Source organism: Corallococcus sp. CA047B, assembly GCF_003612065.1.
Lineage (GTDB): Bacteria > Myxococcota > Myxococcia > Myxococcales > Myxococcaceae > Corallococcus > Corallococcus praedator.
In genome coordinates, this window is sequence record NZ_RAWD01000185.1 from 1 (window position 1) to 19,428 (window position 19,428).

At 70.0% G+C, this 19,428-nt stretch carries 15 protein-coding genes; 11 read left to right on the forward strand and 4 right to left on the reverse strand.

Annotated features, from left to right (window positions below):
* Positions 1-6 precede the first annotated feature (6 nt).
* On the forward strand, positions 7-1,809 hold the full coding sequence (locus D7X74_RS25790; protein ID WP_120535669.1) for an OPT/YSL family transporter: 1,803 nt from the start codon (positions 7-9) through the stop codon (positions 1,807-1,809).
* 257 nt (positions 1,810-2,066) lie between these two features.
* The gene (thrS, locus tag D7X74_RS25795) at positions 2,067-3,269 is read left to right on the forward strand and encodes a threonine--tRNA ligase (RefSeq protein ID WP_120535657.1); all 1,203 of its coding nucleotides are present in this window, start codon (positions 2,067-2,069) and stop codon (positions 3,267-3,269) included.
* A gap of 69 nt (positions 3,270-3,338) precedes the next feature.
* On the opposite strand, the gene D7X74_RS25800 is transcribed toward thrS, so the two are convergent.
* Complete coding sequence (locus D7X74_RS25800) at positions 3,339-3,758, reverse strand: CBS domain-containing protein (protein WP_120535658.1); 420 nt, start codon at positions 3,756-3,758, stop codon at positions 3,339-3,341.
* 214 nt (positions 3,759-3,972) lie between these two features.
* On the opposite strand from D7X74_RS25800, the gene msrB reads away from it, so the two are divergent.
* Both msrB and D7X74_RS25810 read left to right on the forward strand, forming a co-directional pair.
* Entirely contained in the window at positions 3,973-4,395 is a 423-nt protein-coding gene (gene msrB, locus D7X74_RS25805) for a peptide-methionine (R)-S-oxide reductase MsrB (RefSeq protein ID WP_120535659.1), read from the forward strand.
* Positions 4,396-4,560: 165 nt separating this feature from the next.
* A complete protein-coding gene (locus tag D7X74_RS25810) occupies positions 4,561-6,468 on the forward strand; it encodes a glycoside hydrolase family 18 protein (RefSeq protein WP_120535660.1) in 1,908 nt (635 codons plus the stop codon).
* Between the two features lie 24 nt (positions 6,469-6,492).
* On the opposite strand, the gene purL is transcribed toward D7X74_RS25810, so the two are convergent.
* Positions 6,493-10,389, reverse strand: a complete 3,897-nt coding sequence (gene purL / locus D7X74_RS25815) for a phosphoribosylformylglycinamidine synthase (RefSeq protein ID WP_120535661.1) — start codon at positions 10,387-10,389, stop codon at positions 6,493-6,495.
* Between the two features lie 251 nt (positions 10,390-10,640).
* Here purL and D7X74_RS25820 point away from each other — a divergent pair, with 251 nt between their 5' ends.
* From D7X74_RS25820 to D7X74_RS25840, 5 genes are all read left to right on the forward strand, one after another.
* Complete coding sequence (locus tag D7X74_RS25820) at positions 10,641-12,548, forward strand: M4 family metallopeptidase (protein ID WP_120535662.1); 1,908 nt, start codon at positions 10,641-10,643, stop codon at positions 12,546-12,548.
* Positions 12,549-13,024: 476 nt separating this feature from the next.
* Positions 13,025-14,215 (forward strand): DUF2380 domain-containing protein, encoded by a 1,191-nt coding sequence (locus D7X74_RS25825; protein ID WP_370450806.1) that lies wholly within the window; start codon positions 13,025-13,027, stop codon positions 14,213-14,215.
* Positions 14,212-14,682, forward strand: coding sequence for an NUDIX hydrolase (locus D7X74_RS25830; protein ID WP_120535663.1), 471 nt, complete (start codon positions 14,212-14,214; stop codon positions 14,680-14,682). The genes D7X74_RS25825 and D7X74_RS25830 overlap by 4 nt, the downstream gene beginning before the upstream one ends.
* Before the next feature lie 127 nt (positions 14,683-14,809).
* Complete coding sequence (locus D7X74_RS25835; protein WP_120535664.1) at positions 14,810-15,367, forward strand: DUF2378 family protein; 558 nt, start codon at positions 14,810-14,812, stop codon at positions 15,365-15,367.
* A 12-nt stretch (positions 15,368-15,379) separates the two neighbouring features.
* Complete coding sequence (locus tag D7X74_RS25840) at positions 15,380-16,474, forward strand: hypothetical protein (protein WP_120535665.1); 1,095 nt, start codon at positions 15,380-15,382, stop codon at positions 16,472-16,474.
* A gap of 12 nt (positions 16,475-16,486) precedes the next feature.
* Here the strand turns inward: D7X74_RS25840 and D7X74_RS25845 are convergent, their stop codons facing one another.
* Both D7X74_RS25845 and D7X74_RS25850 read right to left on the reverse strand, forming a co-directional pair.
* Positions 16,487-17,317, reverse strand: coding sequence for a hypothetical protein (locus D7X74_RS25845; protein WP_147444421.1), 831 nt, complete (start codon positions 17,315-17,317; stop codon positions 16,487-16,489).
* Positions 17,318-17,492: 175 nt separating this feature from the next.
* The gene (locus D7X74_RS25850) at positions 17,493-17,930 is read right to left on the reverse strand and encodes a DUF2383 domain-containing protein (RefSeq protein ID WP_120535667.1); all 438 of its coding nucleotides are present in this window, start codon (positions 17,928-17,930) and stop codon (positions 17,493-17,495) included.
* Between the two features lie 146 nt (positions 17,931-18,076).
* Between D7X74_RS25850 and xdhC the strand changes: the two genes are divergently transcribed.
* On the forward strand, positions 18,077-18,895 hold the full coding sequence (xdhC, locus tag D7X74_RS25855; protein ID WP_120535668.1) for a xanthine dehydrogenase accessory protein XdhC: 819 nt from the start codon (positions 18,077-18,079) through the stop codon (positions 18,893-18,895).
* A partial coding sequence (locus D7X74_RS25860) for a 2Fe-2S iron-sulfur cluster-binding protein (protein WP_147446678.1) occupies positions 18,892-19,428 on the forward strand: 537 nt, incomplete at its 3' end. The genes xdhC and D7X74_RS25860, both read left to right, overlap by 4 nt.

Genomic DNA, 19,428 nt, shown 5'->3' on the forward strand with positions numbered 1-19,428 from the left:
CCCACCCTGTCGCCCGCGTCCGAGGCGGTGACCCCACGCTTCCGCTTCCTGCCCGCGGTGAACTCGTGGAAGTACCACCTGCTGCTCGCCACGGTGGCCATCCTCATCCTGGGCCCGCTGGGCGGCGTGGCCGCGTCGTACATGAACTTCAGCCTGGGCTTCTTCGTCGCAAGCCAGGTGCTCTCCGGCATCCTCGGCAGCGTCGTCACCTACGGCTACGGCGCGGAGGGCAAGCACGGCGCCAACTACATGCAGACGATGGCCGCGTCGGTGGCCTCGCTGTGCGCCATGTCCGTGTTGATCCAAGCCATGGTGTGGCTGGGCATGCCTCAGCCGCCCGCGTGGCAGTTGATGCTCTTCGTCGGGTGCGTGGGCATGTTCGGCGTGGGCGTGGGCATGCTCTACACGCCGCTGCTCGTGGACCGGCTCCAACTGGACTACCCGTCGGGCTACGCGGTGGCGAACATCCTGCGCGCGCTCACCGACAAGCGCCTGCTCAAGGCGTCCATCGCGAAGCTGGGCGGCGGCACCGGCCTGGGCATCCTGGCCGCGTGGCTGACGGAGAAGGTCGCGGCCGTCGCGGCGCTGAGCGTGAGCAGCTCCACGGTGGGCGCCGGCATGGTGGTGGGCAGCCGCATCACCGTTCCCGCGATGTGCATGGGCCTGCTGGGCTACGCCATCACGCCGTTCCTGCAGGGCATCGGGTGGCTGGGGCCCAATGATCCGTACCGGAAGATCGGCTTCCTCATCTCGCTGGCGATGATCTGCGGCGCGGCGCTGGTGGACCTGTCGCTGCTCGCGGTGCAGGCGGTGGCGCGCATCCGTGGCCGCGCGCAGGAGCCGGTGGACGCCGAGCCCGCCTGGAAGAAGGTCAACGTGCCCCGGCTCATCGCCTGGGTGGTGGGCTGGGGCGTGGCGGTGGTCATCGTCGCCACGCAGGTGCTGCACCAGCCCGCGGGCTTCATCATCTTCGGGCTCGCGCTGTCGCTCTTGTTCGTGCTCATCAACGGCATCGCCTACGGCATCAGCGACAACAACCCCATCTCCAGCGCCTTCGTGATGTCGGTGCTGCTCATGTCGCTGCTGGGCCTGAAGGATCCGCTGGTGGGCCTGATGGCGTCCTCCATCCTGCTCATCTCCACGTCGGTGGGCTGCGACATGCAGCAGGACCGCTCCACCGGCTGGCGCCTGGGCACCAACCGCGTGGTGCAGTTCCGCTACCAGGTGCTGGGCATCTTCATGGGCGCGGTGCTGTGCGTGGGCCTGGCGCGCGTGTTCATGGGCGCCTACCCGGTGCTGTCCGTCAACCAGCTGGACCACCCCGACACGCAGGTGGGCCAGTGGGGAAGCGCGATGACGTACAAGTTCGTGGGCGCCATCCGCGACCTGGGCGCGCTGTCGGACCACAAGGTGAAGGCGCTGCTCATCGGCCTGGGCATCGGCTTCACGATGGAGGTCCTGCGCAAGATCATCCGCCGTCATCCCGCGTACCTGCGCTTCGTGCAGGGTTCGCGTCAGGGCTTCGCGGTCGGCTACGTGATGGACTCGGTGGTGCTGCCGAGCCCCTACGCGGCTGCGTTCGGTGGCTTCATCGCGCTGCCGGCCACCCTGTGGTTTGGCGTCGGCGGCGTGCTCACGTCGCTGTTCAACACCTTCTCCAAGCGCTTCAGCCGCGAGCCCGCGCCGGGAGAGGCAGTGCTTCCGGAGGACATGAGCACCATGTCCCTGGTGGGCGGTGGCCTCATCGCCGGCGAGTCGCTCTTCTACCTGTTCGTCGGCCTGTTCGGCCTGCTCGCGCTGTTGAACTGACGGCCCCTGTCGTCCCGGCGCACGGCTTGACTTTCCGTGCGTCCGGGAGCACTTCTTGTCCCGTGAGCCTCTTCATCACCACCACCGCGACCACGACCACTACCGCCTCGGCGGGACGGGTATCGGTGCGCGTGTCGGTGGTCTGACGAGCGCACGGTTTCCCGCCCCGCCGAGTACCGGCCGGGGCGACCGTGCAAGCACTCACGCCCCGTGTCCGGCCCCGGCTCTTCAACCGACCGACACACGGAGACACGACGATGCTCGACGAACATGACCACCGCGCGCTGGGCCAGCGCCTGGACCTCTTCCACCTGCAGGAAGAGGCCCCGGGCATGGTGTTCTGGCACCCGCGCGGACTGATGCTGTACCGCCTGTTGGAGGACCACGTTCGCGACCGCATGCGCGACGAGGGCTACCAGGAAGTCCGTACGCCGCAACTGTGCTCCCAACCCCTCTGGGAGCAGAGCGGCCACTGGGAGAACTTCCGCGAGAACATGTTCTGCATGCCCGAGGGTGACCGGCACCTGGCGCTCAAGCCGGTGAGCTGCCCGGGCCACATCCAGCTCGTGCAGCGCATGGCGCCCAGCCACCGCGACCTGCCCCTGCGGCTGGGGGAGTTCGGGCTGGTGCACCGCAGCGAGCCCAGCGGCGCGCTGCATGGCCTGTTCCGCCTGCGCCAGTTCACGCAGGACGACGGCCACATCTTCTGCGCTCCGGAGCAGGTGGAGGCGGAGGTGGTGCGCTACGTGAAGTCGCTCAAGGCGTTCTACGCGGGCTTCGGCTTCGACGACGTGCAGGTGGCCTTCTCCGGGCGCCCGGCGATGCGCGCCGGCAGCGACGCGGTGTGGGATCAGGCGGAGGCGTGGCTCCAGTCGGCCGCGCGACAGGCGGGGCTCCAGTTCGCGGAGCAGCCGGGCCAGGGCGCCTTCTACGGGCCCAAGCTGGAGTTCGTGCTCCAGGACCGGCTGGGCCGCGCGTGGCAGTGCGGCACGATCCAACTGGACCTGGTGCTGCCGGAGCGCTTCGACCTGCACTACGTCGACGCGGCTGGGGCACGCGTGCGCCCGGTGATGCTTCACCGCGCGCTGTTCGGCAGCCTGGAGCGGTTCATCGGCATCCTGTTGGAGCACCACGGGGGCGCGCTGCCCGCGTGGCTGGCGCCCGAACAGGTGGTGGTGGCCTCCGTGGGCGCGGGGGCCGCCGCGTACGCGGAACGGTTGGCGGCGCGGTTGAGACAGGTGGGCTGCCGGGCCCGGGCGGACGTGCGCGACGAATCGCTGTCGCGCAAGGTGCTCGGCTCGCACGAGGACGGCGTGCCGTTCCTCGCGGTCGTCGGGGGCCGGGAGGTGGAGGCGAACAACGTCCGCCTGCGCCAGCGCGACGGTGCCCAGCGCGACCTGTCCTGGGATGACGCCGTGTCGTGGTTGTCCGCCGCGTGCCAGCCGGCCGTAGCGGGCTGAAGTCAGTGGCTTCGAGGGCCCGGTGTCCCCACTTCCGTCGGGGATGCCGGGCCCGCGGGTGTCAGCGGCTCACGAGTAGATGCTCAGGTGCTCCAGCAGTTCACCGGGGCGGATCAGCTTGCCAGGCACGGTGGCCACGTCGTCCATGCTGAGGATGCCCACCGCGTGGCGGTCCTCGTCCACGACGACGAGCCGGCGCACGCTCTTCTCCTCCATCAGGCGCTCGCCCGCGTCCAGCGAGTCGTCCGCGGAGCAGGTGATGACGGTGGCGGTCATGGTCTCCCGCACGGAGGTGTGGTTGGGGTCCTTGCCCAGGGCGGTGGAGCGCACGGCGATGTCCCGGTCGGTCAGCATGCCCACGAGCTGGCCGTTCTCCGTGACGGGCAGCGCGCCGATGTAGTGGGTGCGCATGCGCTCGGCGGCGGTGCGCAGACACTCGTCGGCTTCGATGGTCTCCACGTCCTTGTGCATCAGTTCCGAAATCCGCATCGGCAACCTCCTTGGGGCGGGCGCATCCCCATGTGGAGGTACAACCCGCGCCACCCGTTCTTCGTGGCCCTGTCCTCGGGCCCGCATGCCCGTGCCGGGGGTCTCCGGGGTGACAGTCCCCCGCCTGCCTCCCTGGTATACGGTGCGACGGGAATCACGCTGGAGCATCCAAGGTCGTGCTCGGGCAGGTGCCCGGAACCGTGGAGGAGGACCCATGACGGACAAGCTCAATCTTTCCAACGAAGAGTGGCGCAAGCGCCTCACCCCCGAGGAGTTCGACGTGCTGCGCCGGCACGGTACGGAGTACCCGGGGACGGGCTGTTTCCTGGGCACGAAGACGCCCGGCACCTACGTGTGCGCCGGGTGCAACAACCCGCTGTTCCAGTCTGGGACGAAGTTCGAGTCCGGCACCGGATGGCCGTCCTTCACCCAGGCCCTGTCCAAGGACTCGCTCACGGAGATCAAGGACGTGTCCCACGGCATGGTGCGCACCGAGGTGCGCTGCGCCCGCTGCGACGGACACCTGGGCCACGTCTTCCCGGACGGCCCGCCGCCCACCGGCCTGCGCTACTGCATGAACTCAGTGGCCATGAAGCATGTGCCCGAAGGCAGCCCCATCGAGCTGGTCCGGGCGTAGGACTTTCTTGCCGGGTGCCGCGCCCGGAACGCATCCCGCGTTCCGGGCGCAGCCGTTTCGTCCGCCCTGCCCGGGACGCGCGCCCGCCCGCGTGTGCGAGGCTCAGGCCCCCAGAGCGCGCCGTCCTGGCACGGATCGGTCCCCGCTGTGCGAGGGTGGAGCACCATGCGACGAAATCCGACGGCATTGCGCGCGGCGCTGAGCACCATGCTGCTCATGGCCGGTGTCAGCCTGGGCGCCCCGCCACGGCCCAAGGTGCCCGGGGACGCGGGCCCCCCGCCCCGCCCGACGACGTGGATCTATCAGGACCAGTTGGTCGCGCCCTGGCAGGACCTGACCTGGGCGGGGACGCATTCGCTCGGCGCCACCACACCTGTCGCCGCGGGCGCCCGCGCCATCTCCGTGACGCTGGGAGCATGGGAGGCGCTGTACTTCGGCCACGAAGGCCTGCGCGTGGAGCCCGGAGACACGCTGGTGCTGCGCGCGCACGGGGGCAAGACGGGTGGGAACGCGGCGGTGCGCGTGCGCGTCGTCATCGGCACGGAGCAGCCCGTGGGCGTGCCGCTGGGCCCCACGTGTGACGGCGGCACCATCCCCGCCGGACGCTGGACCTCCTGCCGCGTGCCCCTGTCGAAGCTGGTGCCCGAGGGGCGGACGAACATCACCGGGCTCTGGCTCCAGGAAGACAGCGGCGGCACCCTGCCCCCGCTCTTCTTCGACGACCTCGGCGTGGAGCACTCGGGCGCGCCGTCACTCAAGGCGGGCGTGAGCGTCACCCTCAACACGCCGGACGTCTTCCTGTCCCCGGGTGCCACGCACGCCTTCGTCGCCACCGTGGCGAACAGCCCGAACACGGAGGTGGCCTGGAGCGTGGATCCCGGCCGGGACGGTGGAGCCCTCAGTGCCACCGGCCTCTACACGGCGCCGAAGAAGCCGGGCGTCTACCGCGTGATGGCTCGCAGCAAGGCGGACCCGCAGCAGCAGGCCGTGGCCACCGTGGTCGTGAGCCCTCCGACACCTCCGGGCCAGGGCAAGTGGGTGTCCGGTTACTACACGGGCTGGAACGCGGACGACTACCCGCCGGAGAAGGTGGACTTCAGCGCGCTCACGCACATCCTCGTGGGCCGAGTCACCCCGAAGCCGGACGGCACGCTCAGCACCAAGTTCGACAACGACCGGGGTCCGGAGATCGCGCGCATCCTGTCCAAGCGCGCCCATGCGGCCGGTCGCAAGGCGATCATCATGGTGGGCGGCTCCGGCGAACACGACGGCTGGGTGGGCGCGGCCTCCGACGCGAACCGGGCGAAGTTCGTCCGTGAGCTGCTCAAGGCGATGGACGACTTCGGCTACGACGGGCTGGACCTGGACTGGGAGCCGGTGAAGCCCGAGGACCGTCCCCAACTGCTGGCCCTGGCGAAGGCCCTGCGTGAGGCGCGTCCGAAGATGCTCCTCACCTTCCCCCTGCATTGGATCAACACCAACTTCCCCAACGACGCCGACCCGTGGTTCGTGCAGTTGGCGGCCTACTTCGACCAGCTCAACCTCATGTCCTACGAGATGATCGGCGCGTGGGACGGCTGGAAGTCCTGGCACACGTCCGCGCTGCGCGGTGAGCAGGGGCTGCACCCCACGTCCATCGCGTCCAGCCTGGAGCTGTGGGTGAAGGCGGGCATCCCCAAGGCGAAGCTGGGCCTGGGCATCCCCTTCTACGGCCTCGCGTGGCGCCACATCACCGGCCCCTACCAGCCGTTCACGAACTGGTCCGACTACGTCGGCGGGGACAACTCGTTCACGTACAAGAAGATCCTCCGCTACTCGAAGCAGGGGAAGTACCAGTGGGATGAGAAGGCCCAGGCCAGCTACGTGACGTTCGCACCGGATCAACTGGTGGAGGACGGGACCGTGACGTGGATCTCCTACGACAGTCCGCAGGCCATCGCCGCCAAGGGCGCCTTCGTGAAACAGGAAGGCTATGGCGGCGCCATCATCTGGACCCTCAACCAGGGATGCATCGACCCCGCAACCGGCGCCAACCCGCTGCTGGATGCGGTGAAGGGCGCCTTCCTCAAGTAGCGAAGAAGGCCCCACTGCCCCGCATCACCCCAGGGTGACGCGGGCGTTGCGGAACATGCGCATCCAGGGGCCATCCTCGCCCCACGTCGTCGGGGCCCAGGAGTGCTGCACGGTGCGGTGCACGCGCTCCGGGTGGGGCATGGTGATGGTGAAGCGCCCGTCCTTCGTGGTGAGCCCCGCGATGCCGTGCGGCGAGCCGTTGGGGTTGGCCGGGTACTTCGCCGCCACCTGCCCCCGGTTGTCCACCCAGCGCGTCGTCACCAGCCCGGAGCCATCCACGCGCGCGGCCTCTTCGGCGTTGGGGAACTCCGCGCGCCCTTCGCCGTGCGACACGACGATGAGCATCCGGCTGCCCTCCATGCCCTTGTAGAAGAGCGACGGAGACGGGGCCACCTGCACCGTGCCCAGGCGGGCCTCGAACTGCTCGGACGCGTTGCGCACGAAGCGCGGCCACGCGTCCGCGCCGGGGATGAGGTCTCGCAGCTGCGCGAACATCTGGCAGCCGTTGCACACGCCCAGGCCGAAGCTGTCCGGCCGCGCGAAGAACTGGGAGAAGGCGTCGCGCGTGCGCGGGTTGAAGAGGATGGACTTCGCCCAGCCGCCGCCCGCGCCCAGCACGTCGCCGTAGCTGAAGCCGCCGCACGCCAGCACGCCCTGGAAATCCTTCAGCGACACGCGGCCCGCGAGCAGGTCGCTCATGTGCACGTCCACCGCCGTGAAGCCCGCGCGGGTGAACGCCGCCGCCATCTCCTGCTGGCTGTTGACGCCCTGCTCGCGCAGGACGGCCACGCGGGGCCGGGCGCCCTTCGCGATGAACGGCGCCGCCACGTCCACCGTCGGATCGAACGTGAGCACCGGCGACAGGCCGGGGTCGCTCGCGTCGCACTTCGCCGCGTACTCCTCCTCCGCGCAGGTGGGGTTGTCGCGCAGCTTCTGCATCTCGTAGCTGACGCGCGACCACGTGCGCTTGAGCGCCACGGTGTCTTCCGCGAGCAGCTCGGAACCACCGCCGCGCACCCGCACCACCTGCGCTTCCGTCGGAGCACCCAGCGCGTGCACGTGGCCGCCCAGGCCGTGCTTCGCGAAGACGTCCACCACCCGCGCCACGTCGGCCGAGCGCACCTGCACCACCGCGCCCAGTTCCTCGTTGAAGAGGGCCGCCAGGGGGTCGTTGCCCAGCGGCGTCACGTCCACGTCCAGACCGCAGTGGCCCGCGAAGGCCATCTCCGCCAGCGTGGCGAAGAGGCCGCCGTCGGAGCGGTCGTGGTAGGCGAGCAGCACGCCCGCCGCCTGGAGCTCCTGCATGCCGGCGAAGAAGCCCTTGAGCCGGGCCGGGCTGTCCACGTCGGGGGACTCCGGGCCCACCTGCTGGTGGACCTGCGCCAGCACGGAGGCGCCCAGGCGCTGCCGGCCCGCCGCCACGTCCACCAGGAGCAGCCGCGTGTCCGCGCCCACGTCCACCAGTTGCGGCGTTAGCGCACGGCGCGCGTCCAGCACCGGGGCGAACGCGGTGATGACGAGCGACAAGGGCGACGTCACCGCCTTCTTCGCGCCGTCCTCCTGCCACTGCGTGCGCATGGACATGGAGTCCTTGCCCACGGGGATGGCGATGCCCAGCGCGGGGCACAGCTCCATGCCCACCGCGTGCACCGCCGCGTAGAGGTTCGCGTCCTCGCCGGGGCTGCCCGCCGCCGCCATCCAGTTCGCGGACAGCTTCACGTCCGACAGCTTGTCGATGCGCGCCGCCGCCAGGTTCGTCAGCGCCTCACCCACCGCCATGCGCGCGGAGGCCGCCGCGTCGATGAGGGCCAGCGGCGTGCGCTCGCCCAGCGCCATGGCCTCGCCCGTGGTGGACAGGATGGAGGACAGCGTCACCGCGCAGTCCGCCACCGGCACCTGCCAGGGGCCCACCATCTGGTCGCGCGCGGTGAGGCCGGACACGGTGCGGTCGCCAATGGTGATGAGGAACGACTTGTCCGCCACCGTCGGGTGCGACAGCACCGCGTGCGCCAGCGCCTTGTAGTCCCGGGGGACATCCAGCGGCGCGTGCGTCAGGGGCCGCGACACGCCCTCGCGGTGCATCCGCGGCGCCTTGCCGAAGAGCACGTCCATGGGCAGCGCGATGGGCGTGTCCCCCAACTGTCGGTCGGAGAGCGTAAGGACCTCTTCCTGCGTGGCCTCGCCCAGCACGGCGAAGGGGGCGCGCTCGCGCTCGCACAGGGCGGCGAAGCGCGGCAGGTCCTCCGGCGCCACGCCCAACACGTAGCGCTCCTGCGCCTCGTTGCACCAGATCTCCACCGGGGACATGCCCGGCTCGTCGTTGGGCACCTCGCGCAGCTCCAACCGGCCACCCAGGCCGTTGTCGTGCGCCAGCTCCGGCAGCGCGTTGGACAGGCCGCCCGCGCCCACGTCGTGGATGGAGCGCACGGGGTTCGCATCGCCCAGCATCCAGCACTGGTCGATGACCTCCTGACACCTGCGCTCCATCTCCGCGTTGTCACGCTGCACGGAGGCGAAGTCCAGGTCCGCCGCGCTCGCGCCCTGCGCCATGGAGGACGCCGCGCCGCCGCCCAGGCCAATCAGCATCGCCGGGCCGCCCAGCACGATGAGCTTGTCGCCCGCGCGCAGCAGCTCCTTCTTCACGTGGCCCGCGCGGATGTTGCCCATCCCGCCCGCCAGCATGATGGGCTTGTGGTAGCCGCGCACCTCCACGCCGGTGGCGGTGGGAATCTGCTGCTCGAAGCTGCGGAAGTAGCCGCACAGGTTGGGCCGGCCGAACTCGTTGTTGAACGCCGCGCCGCCCAGCGGGCCGTCCAGCATGATGTCCAGCGCGGACACGATGCGGTCCGGCTTGCCGTACGGCACCTCCCACGGCTGCGTGTAGCCCGGGATGCGCAGGTGGCTGACGGAGAAGCCCGTGAGGCCCGCCTTGGGCTTCGCGCCGCGTCCGGTGGCGCCCTCGTCGCGAATCTCTCCGCCCGCTCCCGTGGCCGCGCCCGGGTACGGGGAGATGGCGGTGGGATGGTTGTGCGTCTCCACCTTCATCATGATGTGGGCCGGCTCGCGCACGGCGCCCCACTCGCGCGCCTCTCCCTGCGGGAAGAAGCGCTCCACCTCGAAGCCCTCGATGACGGCGGAGTTGTCCTTGTACGCGGACAGCACGCCGCCGGGGCTGGCGGCGAAGGTGTTCTTGATGGCCTGGAAGAGCGAGCGCTCGCGCGGCTTGCCATCCAGCGTCCACGACGCGTTGAAGATTTTATGGCGGCAGTGCTCGCTGTTGGCCTGCGCGAACATCATCAGCTCGACGTCGGTGGGGTTGCGCTTCAGCTCCGTGAAGCGCTCCACCAGGTAGTCGATTTCATCCTCCGCCAGCGCCAGGCCCAGCTCGCCGTTGGCCAGCACCAGCGCGGCCCGTCCTCCGCCCAGCACGTCCACGCGCGTGAGCGGCCGGGGCGCGTGCGTCTGGAAGAGCACCGCCGCGTCTTCCAACCGGGGCAGCACCGCCTGCGTCATCCGGTCGTGGAGCACCGCCTCCACGCCCGCGGCCTCCTGCACGTCCAGCTCGCGGCCTCCCGGGCCGGTGAGGAAGAACGCGATGCCGCGCTCCATGCGGCGCACCTGCGCCAGGCCACAGTGGTGCGCGATGTCCGTCGCCTTCGTGGACCAGGGCGACACCGTGCCCGGACGCGGCACCACCAGCAGCAGCGTGCCGGTGCGCTCGCGCTTCGCCGCCCGGGGGCCGTACTCCAACAGACGCCCCAGCCGCTCGGCGTTCGCGTCCGTCAGCGGCGCGGACGTGTCCGCGAAGTGCACGTACTCCGAATAGACGGTGGCCACCGTGGGCACCCGCTCGCGACAACGGACGAGCAGCTTGGCGAGCCGGAATTCGGAGAGGGCCGGAGCCCCGCGCAGCGTGAGCATGAAGGACCTTGCGAACGGGTGACGGGAGGTAACAGCGGGGCCGTCCTTATCATCGCGCCCCGCGTCACAACGCCTGGAGTTCGCGTCTGGATGGCTGCCCCCCGTCCAGGTGGGTGCACCGCCGCCGACGTGGGCTCGGGTGATCCGTCCACGGACTCCATGTCTTCCAAGAACCCTACTGACAGTCAGCGCTCCATGGTTTCCTTGGAAGGTCTTAAAGCAATGCCTCGTCACCAAGTGGGGGTAGGTCCATGACGCGCAACACCCGCTGGCTCCTGGCCGGCCTGACGTTCACGTTGTCCGCCTGTGGTGCGGGAGGGCCGGACGCGGAGGCGCCCGCGCTTCCGCCTTCCGAAATCACCGACGGCGCCGGCCTCCGGGACGTGAAGGCGGCGCTGGCCGCGCTGCCCGGCGCGCAGGTGCTGGACATGCACACGGATGGCATCCCCTCGCTCCTCAAGGGCGCGCTGGGGGCCACGGGCCGTCCCATCTCCGGGGCCTCGGCCTGGCAGGCGCATGCGCTGCTGGAGCCCACGCTGGCCCGGGTGCTGCCCGCCTTCCGCTTGAAGGCGAAGGACGTGACGCCCGTGAGCATCCGCCGCGACGAGCTGGGCCACACCCACGTGCGCTACGCGCAGGTGAAGTCGGGACTGCCGGTGGTGGGCGAGGAGCTGCTCGTGCACCTGGACGAGGCGGGCCGGGTGTACCTGGTGAACAGCACCGCGCGCGATGGTGAAGGGACGCCGGAGGCGGCGCGCATCTTTCCGGAGCGGGCGCGGGAGGCGGCCCTGGCGGCGACGTCCGGAGGCCAGAGCGCCGAAGCGCCCCGGGAGGTGTTCGTGCGCCCGACGCCGGACGCGGCCCTGGTGCGCGCCTTCGAGGTGGTGGTGACTGGCGAGGCCCCGGACGGACTGCCCGTGCGCGACCACGTCTTCATCGGCGCGGCGGACGGCGCGGAGGTGCTGCGGACGTCGGAGATCCACACCGCGCTCAACCGCCGGGTGTGCTCGGTGGGGGGCCCGACGAATGGCTGGTGCCGGCAGGAGGGGCAGCTTCCGACCGGGGACGCCGTCCTCGACACGACGTACGACAACCTGGGCTTCTTCTACGACTGCTTCCAGCAGAACTTCGCCCAGGATTCCTACAACGGCGCGGGCGCCCAGTTGAAGGCGAACGTGCACGCCAGCGCGCAGTACCCGAACGCCTATTGGAACGGCACCACGATGGTGTGCAGTGACGGCGACGGCGTCACGTCGGGGTCGCCCTGCACGGATCCGGACGTCGTCGTGCACGAGTTCACCCACGCGGTGACGAGCGCCTCCTCCAACCTCATCTATTCGGGTGAGTCCGGCGCGCTCAGCGAGTCGCTGTCGGACATCTTCGCCGCGACGTGTGGAAGCTGGGCGTCTGGCACCTGGAGCACGGCGACGAACATCTGGCACATCGGGGAGCTGGTCGTGACGCCGAACACGCCCGGGGACGCCCTGCGCTACATGAACGACCCGGCGCTGGATGGCGCGTCGCTGGACTACTACCCGCAGCTCACCTCCGGCACGTCCGTGCACTACGGCTCGGGCATTCCGAACCTCGCGTTCAAGCTCCTGTCCACGGGCGGCGTGCACCCCCGGGGCAAGTCGACGGTGAACGTGCCGGCCATTGGCGTGGAGGCCGCGGCGCACATCTTCTATTACGCCAACGCCAACCTCTTCCTCTCCAGCACCAACCTGGCGCAGGCCAAGACGATGACGAAGCAGGCCGCGCAGATCCTCGGCTACAACACCGTCGTCCAGAACGCGGTGGAAGCGGCGTGGACCGCGGTGGGCGTGGGCATCGATCCGCCTCCGCCGCCGTGCACGGTGCTGCCGAACAACACCACGGTCTCCAGCCTCTCCGGCGCGGTGGGCTCGAAGCAGTACTACTGCTTCGATGTGCCCGCGAACACCGCCTCCTCCGTGAGCATCTCCGGGGGCACCGGGGACGTGGACCTCTACACCCGCTTCGGGAACGCGCCCACGGCGACCACCTACGGTTGCCGGCCCTACCTGAACGGCAACAACGAGACGTGCAACCTGGGCGCGCAGACGACCGCCGGCCGGCAGTGGATCCTGCTGAGCGCCTTCTCGGCCTACAGCGGCGTGTCCCTGTCCGTGCACTACTGACGCATCCGTAGCGCCCGCCTCCACCGCGCCCACGGGCGGTGGAGGCGGGGGCAACGGGAACGGGTGTGCTCCGGATCACCCACTGTTCAAGACCGCTGACGCTGCCGGGGGCTTTCGCCTCGGTGGCCTGGGGATGGACCCTGCGCGCTGACGCCCTGCTCCTGGCCGTGGTGCTGCTGGCCACCGGATGTGCCTCTGTGTCGCAGGCACCTGGGCGTGGCCGGAGCTTGAGCTACGCACCGGGTGTGGATGCTGGGCCCGCACGGGGAGAGGCTCCGAGCGATGGGCACCCGCGCGCCCGGGGCTCTCCTCCGTCCTCCATCTCCGGGCCCCAGGTGTCCCAACGGCTGTTGCGTCGCCAGGGGGGACGTGAGGACGCGACGGGCGCGGGGCCCGGCAGCGTGGCGGATGGAGAGCGGAGCCCCGCACTGACACGTCAAGCAGTCCTCGAAGCCATGGACGAGGTGAAGGGTTCCATGGCCAGCGTCGAAGCCTCGTTCTCCAAGCTCGCGGCCCGTCCTCCAGCCCTCGGGGGATGGGGCCTCAATGGCGTCTTCACGCGCTATCTCGACCAGGGCTCCCACCAGGTGACGTGGCTTCGGGGTGCGCTCGGGAGCGCCACCGCGCTGACGGATGCGGCCTCGGACGTCGGCGACTCGGACATGGAACTGGGCCTGCTGCGAATGACGGGGCCCCGGCTCCAGGCGGCCCTGTTCGGAACCCTGTTGCTGGCCACCTGGGTTGACTTCCTCCACCTCGCGGACGCCGTGCTCCGACACTGCCCGATGTGCAGCGTCGAGAAGCTGTTCACCGACCTCCATCGAGTGCAGGGACTCATGCAGCCCACGCTGACGGACCTTGCATCATTGGACCCGGAGCGGGTCGAGGCGGCGGCGACCGCGATGCCGGAGCTGATGGGGAAGCTGACCCATGAGTTCGACGCGCTCCATCGAGACACGCGCTCCACGATGAAGCTCGGTGGGCAGGTCATCGCGGCGATGCAGGCGGTGGAGATGCTCACCTTGATTTCCACGCTGAAGATGTCGCTGCCGCGGCGGCCTCCCTCGACACCCGCCACGCTCGGCGTGGGCCTCGTGATGGGTTCGGGTGGAGTCATGGTGGGCTCACGGATCGTTGTCTCCGCGGAGTGGGTGGAGATGATGCGAAGGCTCGTGCAGGCGGGCGTCATCTCCGTCCCCGCCGTCAGCGCGGCCGTCCGCATCCATGGCGGACAGGTCCTGATGGCCCAAGCGAGTCAGGACCTGCCCAAGGGCGTGCGCGACGCGCTGGGGGACAGCCCCGAAGTGCGCGGCATGCAGGTGACGGACAGAGTTGGGGCAGGAATGTCCAATGCGCCCAAGCACCACGTCCTGCCGCGAGAGCACCGCGAGTGGTTCGAGAAGCGCGGCTTCACGAGCGACATGGACATCGACCAGTTCTGCGTGAGGCTGGAGCAGGCGCACCATGAGGCGATTCATGGCGGCGGCAACTGGCGCCTGGGGCGCACCTGGCCCGGTGAGTGGAACCGGCTGATCATGGAGGTACTGCGCGATGCCGAGGCCGAAGCTGGCCGGACGTTGACGCGGAATACGATCCTGAGGATCGTCGCAGAGAACATGAAGCGCTACGACATCCCGATGAAGTTCACCAAAGGGAGAAGCCGATGACCGACGGACGTTCGTGGCAGGGGAACTGGAAGGCCCGCCTGGATGAGCGCTTCCGTGAGCGCGGCTACGACTCGCTGACCGCCTTTGCCGAGGCACGCCCTACCGCCTCGTTGGTGGCGCTGGCCGAGGAGCTTGGACAAGACGATATCGCCGGGGTGCAGGTATTCAGTGGGCTGGTGGCCGAGGCGGAGCGCAGCCAACAGCTCACGCGATTGGTGCGCGGTCAGTTCGTACGCGAACTGTATGCATGCCTTCCCAATGGCTGGCCGGCCGTTCTGGATGACGACGCCAGGATGGAGGTTGCCCTGGTGCTCAGCCAGTGGTCCGCGTACACGCCAGAAACCCATAAGGAGCGGGTCAGGTTGGCCAGGGCAGCACTCCGCACGACTCCGCCCCCGCCCGGTTGGCGCCCGCTCGGACCTGACGACGAATTGCTCCGGACGCTCCTTCCCGACGAGGAAGCCTGAGTGGCCATGAGGGCCCTGCTTGCCGATTGGTGAACGCTGACGAAGTAGCAACGGAACTGGCCTGCGCCCGTCCCCTGGGCGAAGAATGCCGTCCAGGACCCCATGGGTCCCTGGAAGGCACGAGGCCATGCGGGACGAGCGCGTCATCTTCGGCAACACCGTGGACAGCCTGTACCGCAAGACCCTGCTGCCCCACCTGCCCCCCGCGTTGATGGCCCGGCTGCGCGCGCGCGGTCTGGATCCACAGGCCCCGCTGCTCGCCGCGTATCCGCTGGCCACGTGGGTGGAGTGCCTGGACGATGTGGGCCGCACGCTGCATCCGGCCGAGCCCCTGGACGTCGCGCGGCGCCTGCTGGGCAGGCGGATGATCGAGGGCTATGCCCAGACGCTGATGGGCGGCGCGGTGCTCACGCTCGCGAAGGTGGTGGGGCCCATGCGCTCGCTGGAGCGCATGCAGCACAACTTCCGCAGCGGCAACAACTTCACGGAGACCCGGCTCACCGTGCTGGGCGCCACCCAGGTGGACCTCTGGCTCAACGAGCCGGACCTCATGGAAGGCTTCGCGGAAGGGGTGCTGGAAGAAGGACTGTTGCGCATCGGCGTGCAGGGCCTCACCCTGCACCGCACCCGCCACTCCCCCGACGCCGTCACCTACCATCTGGAATGGGCCGCCCGGGCCTCCTGACACCGCGATTCCATGTCCTCCATCCTTTCGACCCTGCCCGCCCTGTACCGGGAGCTGCTCCCGTCCTTCTTCCAGAAGGAGGCGCCCACGGAGACGAAGGCCACGTGCTCGAAGTGCGCCATGAGCCGCGGCTCCGCGCAGGCCGCCGTGGAGTCCGTGGACGGCGTCGAACACCTGTTCCGGCCGGACACCAAGTGCTGCACGTACTACCCGCGCCTGCCCAACTACCTGATTGGCGCCCTGCTGTCGGATGACTCGAAGGAGATGGCGGAGGGGCGCCGGCGCATCGAGCAGAAGATCGACAGCCGCATCGGCGTGAGCCCCCAGTGGGTGAAGGCGCCCGCGAAGTTCAACCACCTGTACAAGAACGCGCACCAGTTCTTCGGCCGGTCCGCGAACATGCGCTGCCCGTACTACGCGCTGGACTCCGGCGGCTGCACCATCTGGGCGTACCGCGAGTCGGTGTGCTCCACGTTCTTCTGCAAGTACGTGGCGGGCGCGGACGGCCGGCGCTTCTGGATGTCGCTGAAGACGTACCTGACGCTGGCGGAGTTCCAGCTCTCCCGCCACGCCCTGCTCCAGTTGATGCCGGAGTTCCTGATGGACGGGCGCGACAAGGCGGAGGTGGCCACCGTCCCGCTCACCGTGGAGGACCTGGACGACGCCCCTCCCCTGCCCAAGGTGTACGCGGCCCTCTGGAAGGGGTACGTGGGCATGGAGCATGACTTCTACCGGGCCTGCTACGACGTGGTGCGCGCCGTGCCCGCGGACGGCCTGGAGCGGATGCTGGGCCTGGATGGCACCATCGAATTGAAGGTGCTGGAGAAGCTGCACACGCAGGCCACCGCCCCCACCCTGCCGCGCGTGCTGCGCTTCAACCCGGATGCGACGGTGAAGTGGCTGTCCGACGGCAGCGTCGCGCTGGGCTCCTACAGCGAGTTCGACGCGGTGGCGCTCCCGGGCGAGGCCTACTCGCTGCTGGTGGAGTTCACCGGCCAGAAGCCCGTGGAGGCCGTGCGCCAGCACCTGCGCGACCACCGGCAGGCGGACCTGGATCCGGACATCCTGCTGGAGCTGCACCGCCACCGCATCCTCGTGGAGCCGTAGGGCACTGGGGCCTCAGGGCTGTCCCGCGAGGGCGCCCACGTCGCGCAGCCAGCGCGCCGTTGCCTGGGTCCGCTCCCAGGCGGGCCCGGAGTCGACCAGGTGATCCGCGAGCCAGGAGCTGAAGGCGGGGTCCCCCGCGCGCAGCCACGCGGCGGACTCCGCCAGTTCCCCGGCGGCGGCCTCCCACGCACGGCGCACCGCGCTGGCGACGGCCATCAGCTCCCCGATGCAGCGCGTGAAGGACTCCACGCCGGTGCTCAGGTCGGTGGCGTCGGTGCCCACGGTCAGGCCCAGCGCCCGCAGGCGGCCCAGGTCCTTGAGCAACCCCTGCTCCAGCGCGGCGGCGGTGCCCAGCCGGGCCTGCGCGGCCCGCTGGAGCAGCTCCACGTCCTCGGTGAGCTGGCGCCAGGCCTCGTCGTCGCCCTGGGGAAAGCTGCCCCGGCGGCGCAGGCGCACGACCACGGCCTGCCAGAGGTTGCCGAAGACGAGCACCTCCTCCACGCCGCGGCGCACGTGCGGCGGGATGTGGTCCAGGAAGTCCACCACGCACGCGCGGGCCTCGCGCAGGAAGGCGTCGCCACGCGGGGTGGCATCCACCACGCCCCGGGCCAACTGGAGCACCAGCCACGCCCACTGGAGCGCGCGCTCCGACGTGGTGAAGAGCACTTCGATGCCGGTGCTCAGGGCGCCCGCGGCGTGGCTGGTGTCCGCGAGCGTCGGAGACGGAATGGAAGGGAGGCCGGATTCGGAGCGCACATCGGGCCTGCGCGGGGACGTGGTCCCCTCGTCGTCCCTGTCGGTGCCGGACCCGTGCGGTCCTGGCCCCGTGTGCTCACGCCCCATGCGCTTCTCCAGACCCCTGCCGTCTTCCATGCCGGTAGCAGGGGCCTTCCGAGTATCGCACGCCGCCTTGCGTCCTCCAGGACTGGATGGAGGGACGTGCGCTGCACCACAAGGCGCCCACCCTCGAAGCAGGGATGGGCGCCTCGCGATGTCCGGCACCACGCAACCGCCACGTTCAGTGGAAGTTCGGGTTCTTCTTCAGATGGCTGAGCTTGCCATGGGTCTGCTTCTGGGCCGGCAGCAGGGTGCTGCGCGCGAAGGTGCGCTCCGCGCCATGCAGCTTGTCGATGTCGCGGTTGTAGTCCGCCAGGCCGTGATCCTCGCCCTGCTCCAGTGCGTCGATGGCGATCTTCTCGCCCAGCAGATCCGCGCCGCCCTGGACGGCCTTCGCGAACGTGCCCCACAGGCCTGAACTCTCGGCGGGCTGCCCCCCCAGCTTCGCGATGCGCTCCTTGATGGCGGCGACCCGTTCCTCATGGTCCTTCAGACAGGCCTCCACCTCGGTGAGGGCCACGGGGCTCTTGATGTGCTTGCTCGCCTGCCGGTAGGTCTCCACGGCGGACAGCTCACCGCGCAGGAAGGAGTTCAGCGTGTCGATGTCGGTATTGGCCATGACGTCTTCTCCTTGGAATCGGTGAAGTGAAATCGTCTGGCGCAAAGGTGGTGTGCCTCCCACACCCGGCAAGGAGCGCCTCCTTTCTCCTCTGCCCAGCGGACAACCGGGCGTCCCGGGAGGCGCCATGGCAAGCTGCGGCCGGCATGTGGAACTGGGTTCACCAGCTCACGGAGTGGGCACGCACCAACACCCCGTTCGCCGTCGTCACGGTGACGGAGTGCAAGGGCAGCACGCCCGCGTCCCCGGGCGCGAAGCTGCTCGTGCGCGCGGATGGCACCTTCCATGGCACCATCGGCGGCGGACACCTGGAGCAGCTCGTGCTCCAGGATGCGCGCGGGTGTCTGGACAAGGGTGAGGCGCGCACGTTCCGGTATCCGCTGGGTGCGAAGCTGGGCCAGTGTTGTGGAGGGGTCGTGGACGTCTTCGTCGAACCCGTCAACCACGGGCCGCAGCTCTACCTCTTCGGCGCCGGCCACGTGGGCCAGGCCCTGTGCCGCATCCTCGAAGGCACCCCCTTCCGCGTCCACCTGGTGGACGAGCGCGCCGAGTGGGTCCAGTCCCCGCAGGTGCCGGCCTCCGTGGTCCGTCACGAGGAGCCCTGGGACGAGTTCGCGGCCAGTGCGGCCTGGGATGACCGGCGCACCTACGTGGCGGTGATGACGCACCGCCACGACGTGGATCAGGACATCATCGCCTTCGCCATCCAGAAGCCCGCCCGCTACATCGGGCTCATCGGCAGCGACACGAAGTGGGCCCGCTTCCGGCAGCGGCTGGACGCGAAGGGCCTGCCCGCCCGGCAGGTGGGCCGGGTCCAGTGCCCCATGGGGCTTCCCATTGGGGGAAAGTCGCCGCAGGAGGTGGCGGTCAGCATCGCGGCGGGGCTGCTCCAGCTCCACCACGGACTGGCTCCGGAGGTGGGGACTCAGCCATCGCCCGCGCCCCTGCTATCCTCCGAGGGATGAGCACCCCCTTCGAGTTCCGGCTCAACGGCCAGACCGTCCGGGTCGACGCCGAGTCGCCCAACACCACGCTGCTGGACTTCCTCCGCTCGCGCGGGCTGACGGGCACCAAGCAGGGCTGCGCCGAGGGAGACTGCGGCGCCTGCACCGTGGCGATGGTGGACCGGGACACCCGGGGCCAGAAGAACCTGCGCGCCTTCAACAGCTGCATCGCGCTGCTGCCCATGGTGGCCGGCCGCGAGCTCGTCACCGTGGAGGGCGTGGGCCAGCGCGACGCGCCCCACCCCGTGCAGCAGGCGATGGTGAAGCACTACGGGTCGCAGTGCGGCTTCTGCACCCCGGGCTTCGTCGTCTCCATGGTGGAGGCCTACTGTCGCAAGGACGCGGGCTCGCCGGAGGCCGTGGCGGATCAGCTCTGCGGCAACATCTGCCGCTGTACGGGCTACCGCCCCATCCGCGACGCGATGATGGACGCGCTCGCCACCCGCGATGCGAAGGGAGCCCCGCCCACGCTGCCCGGCGTCTCGCTGGAAGGC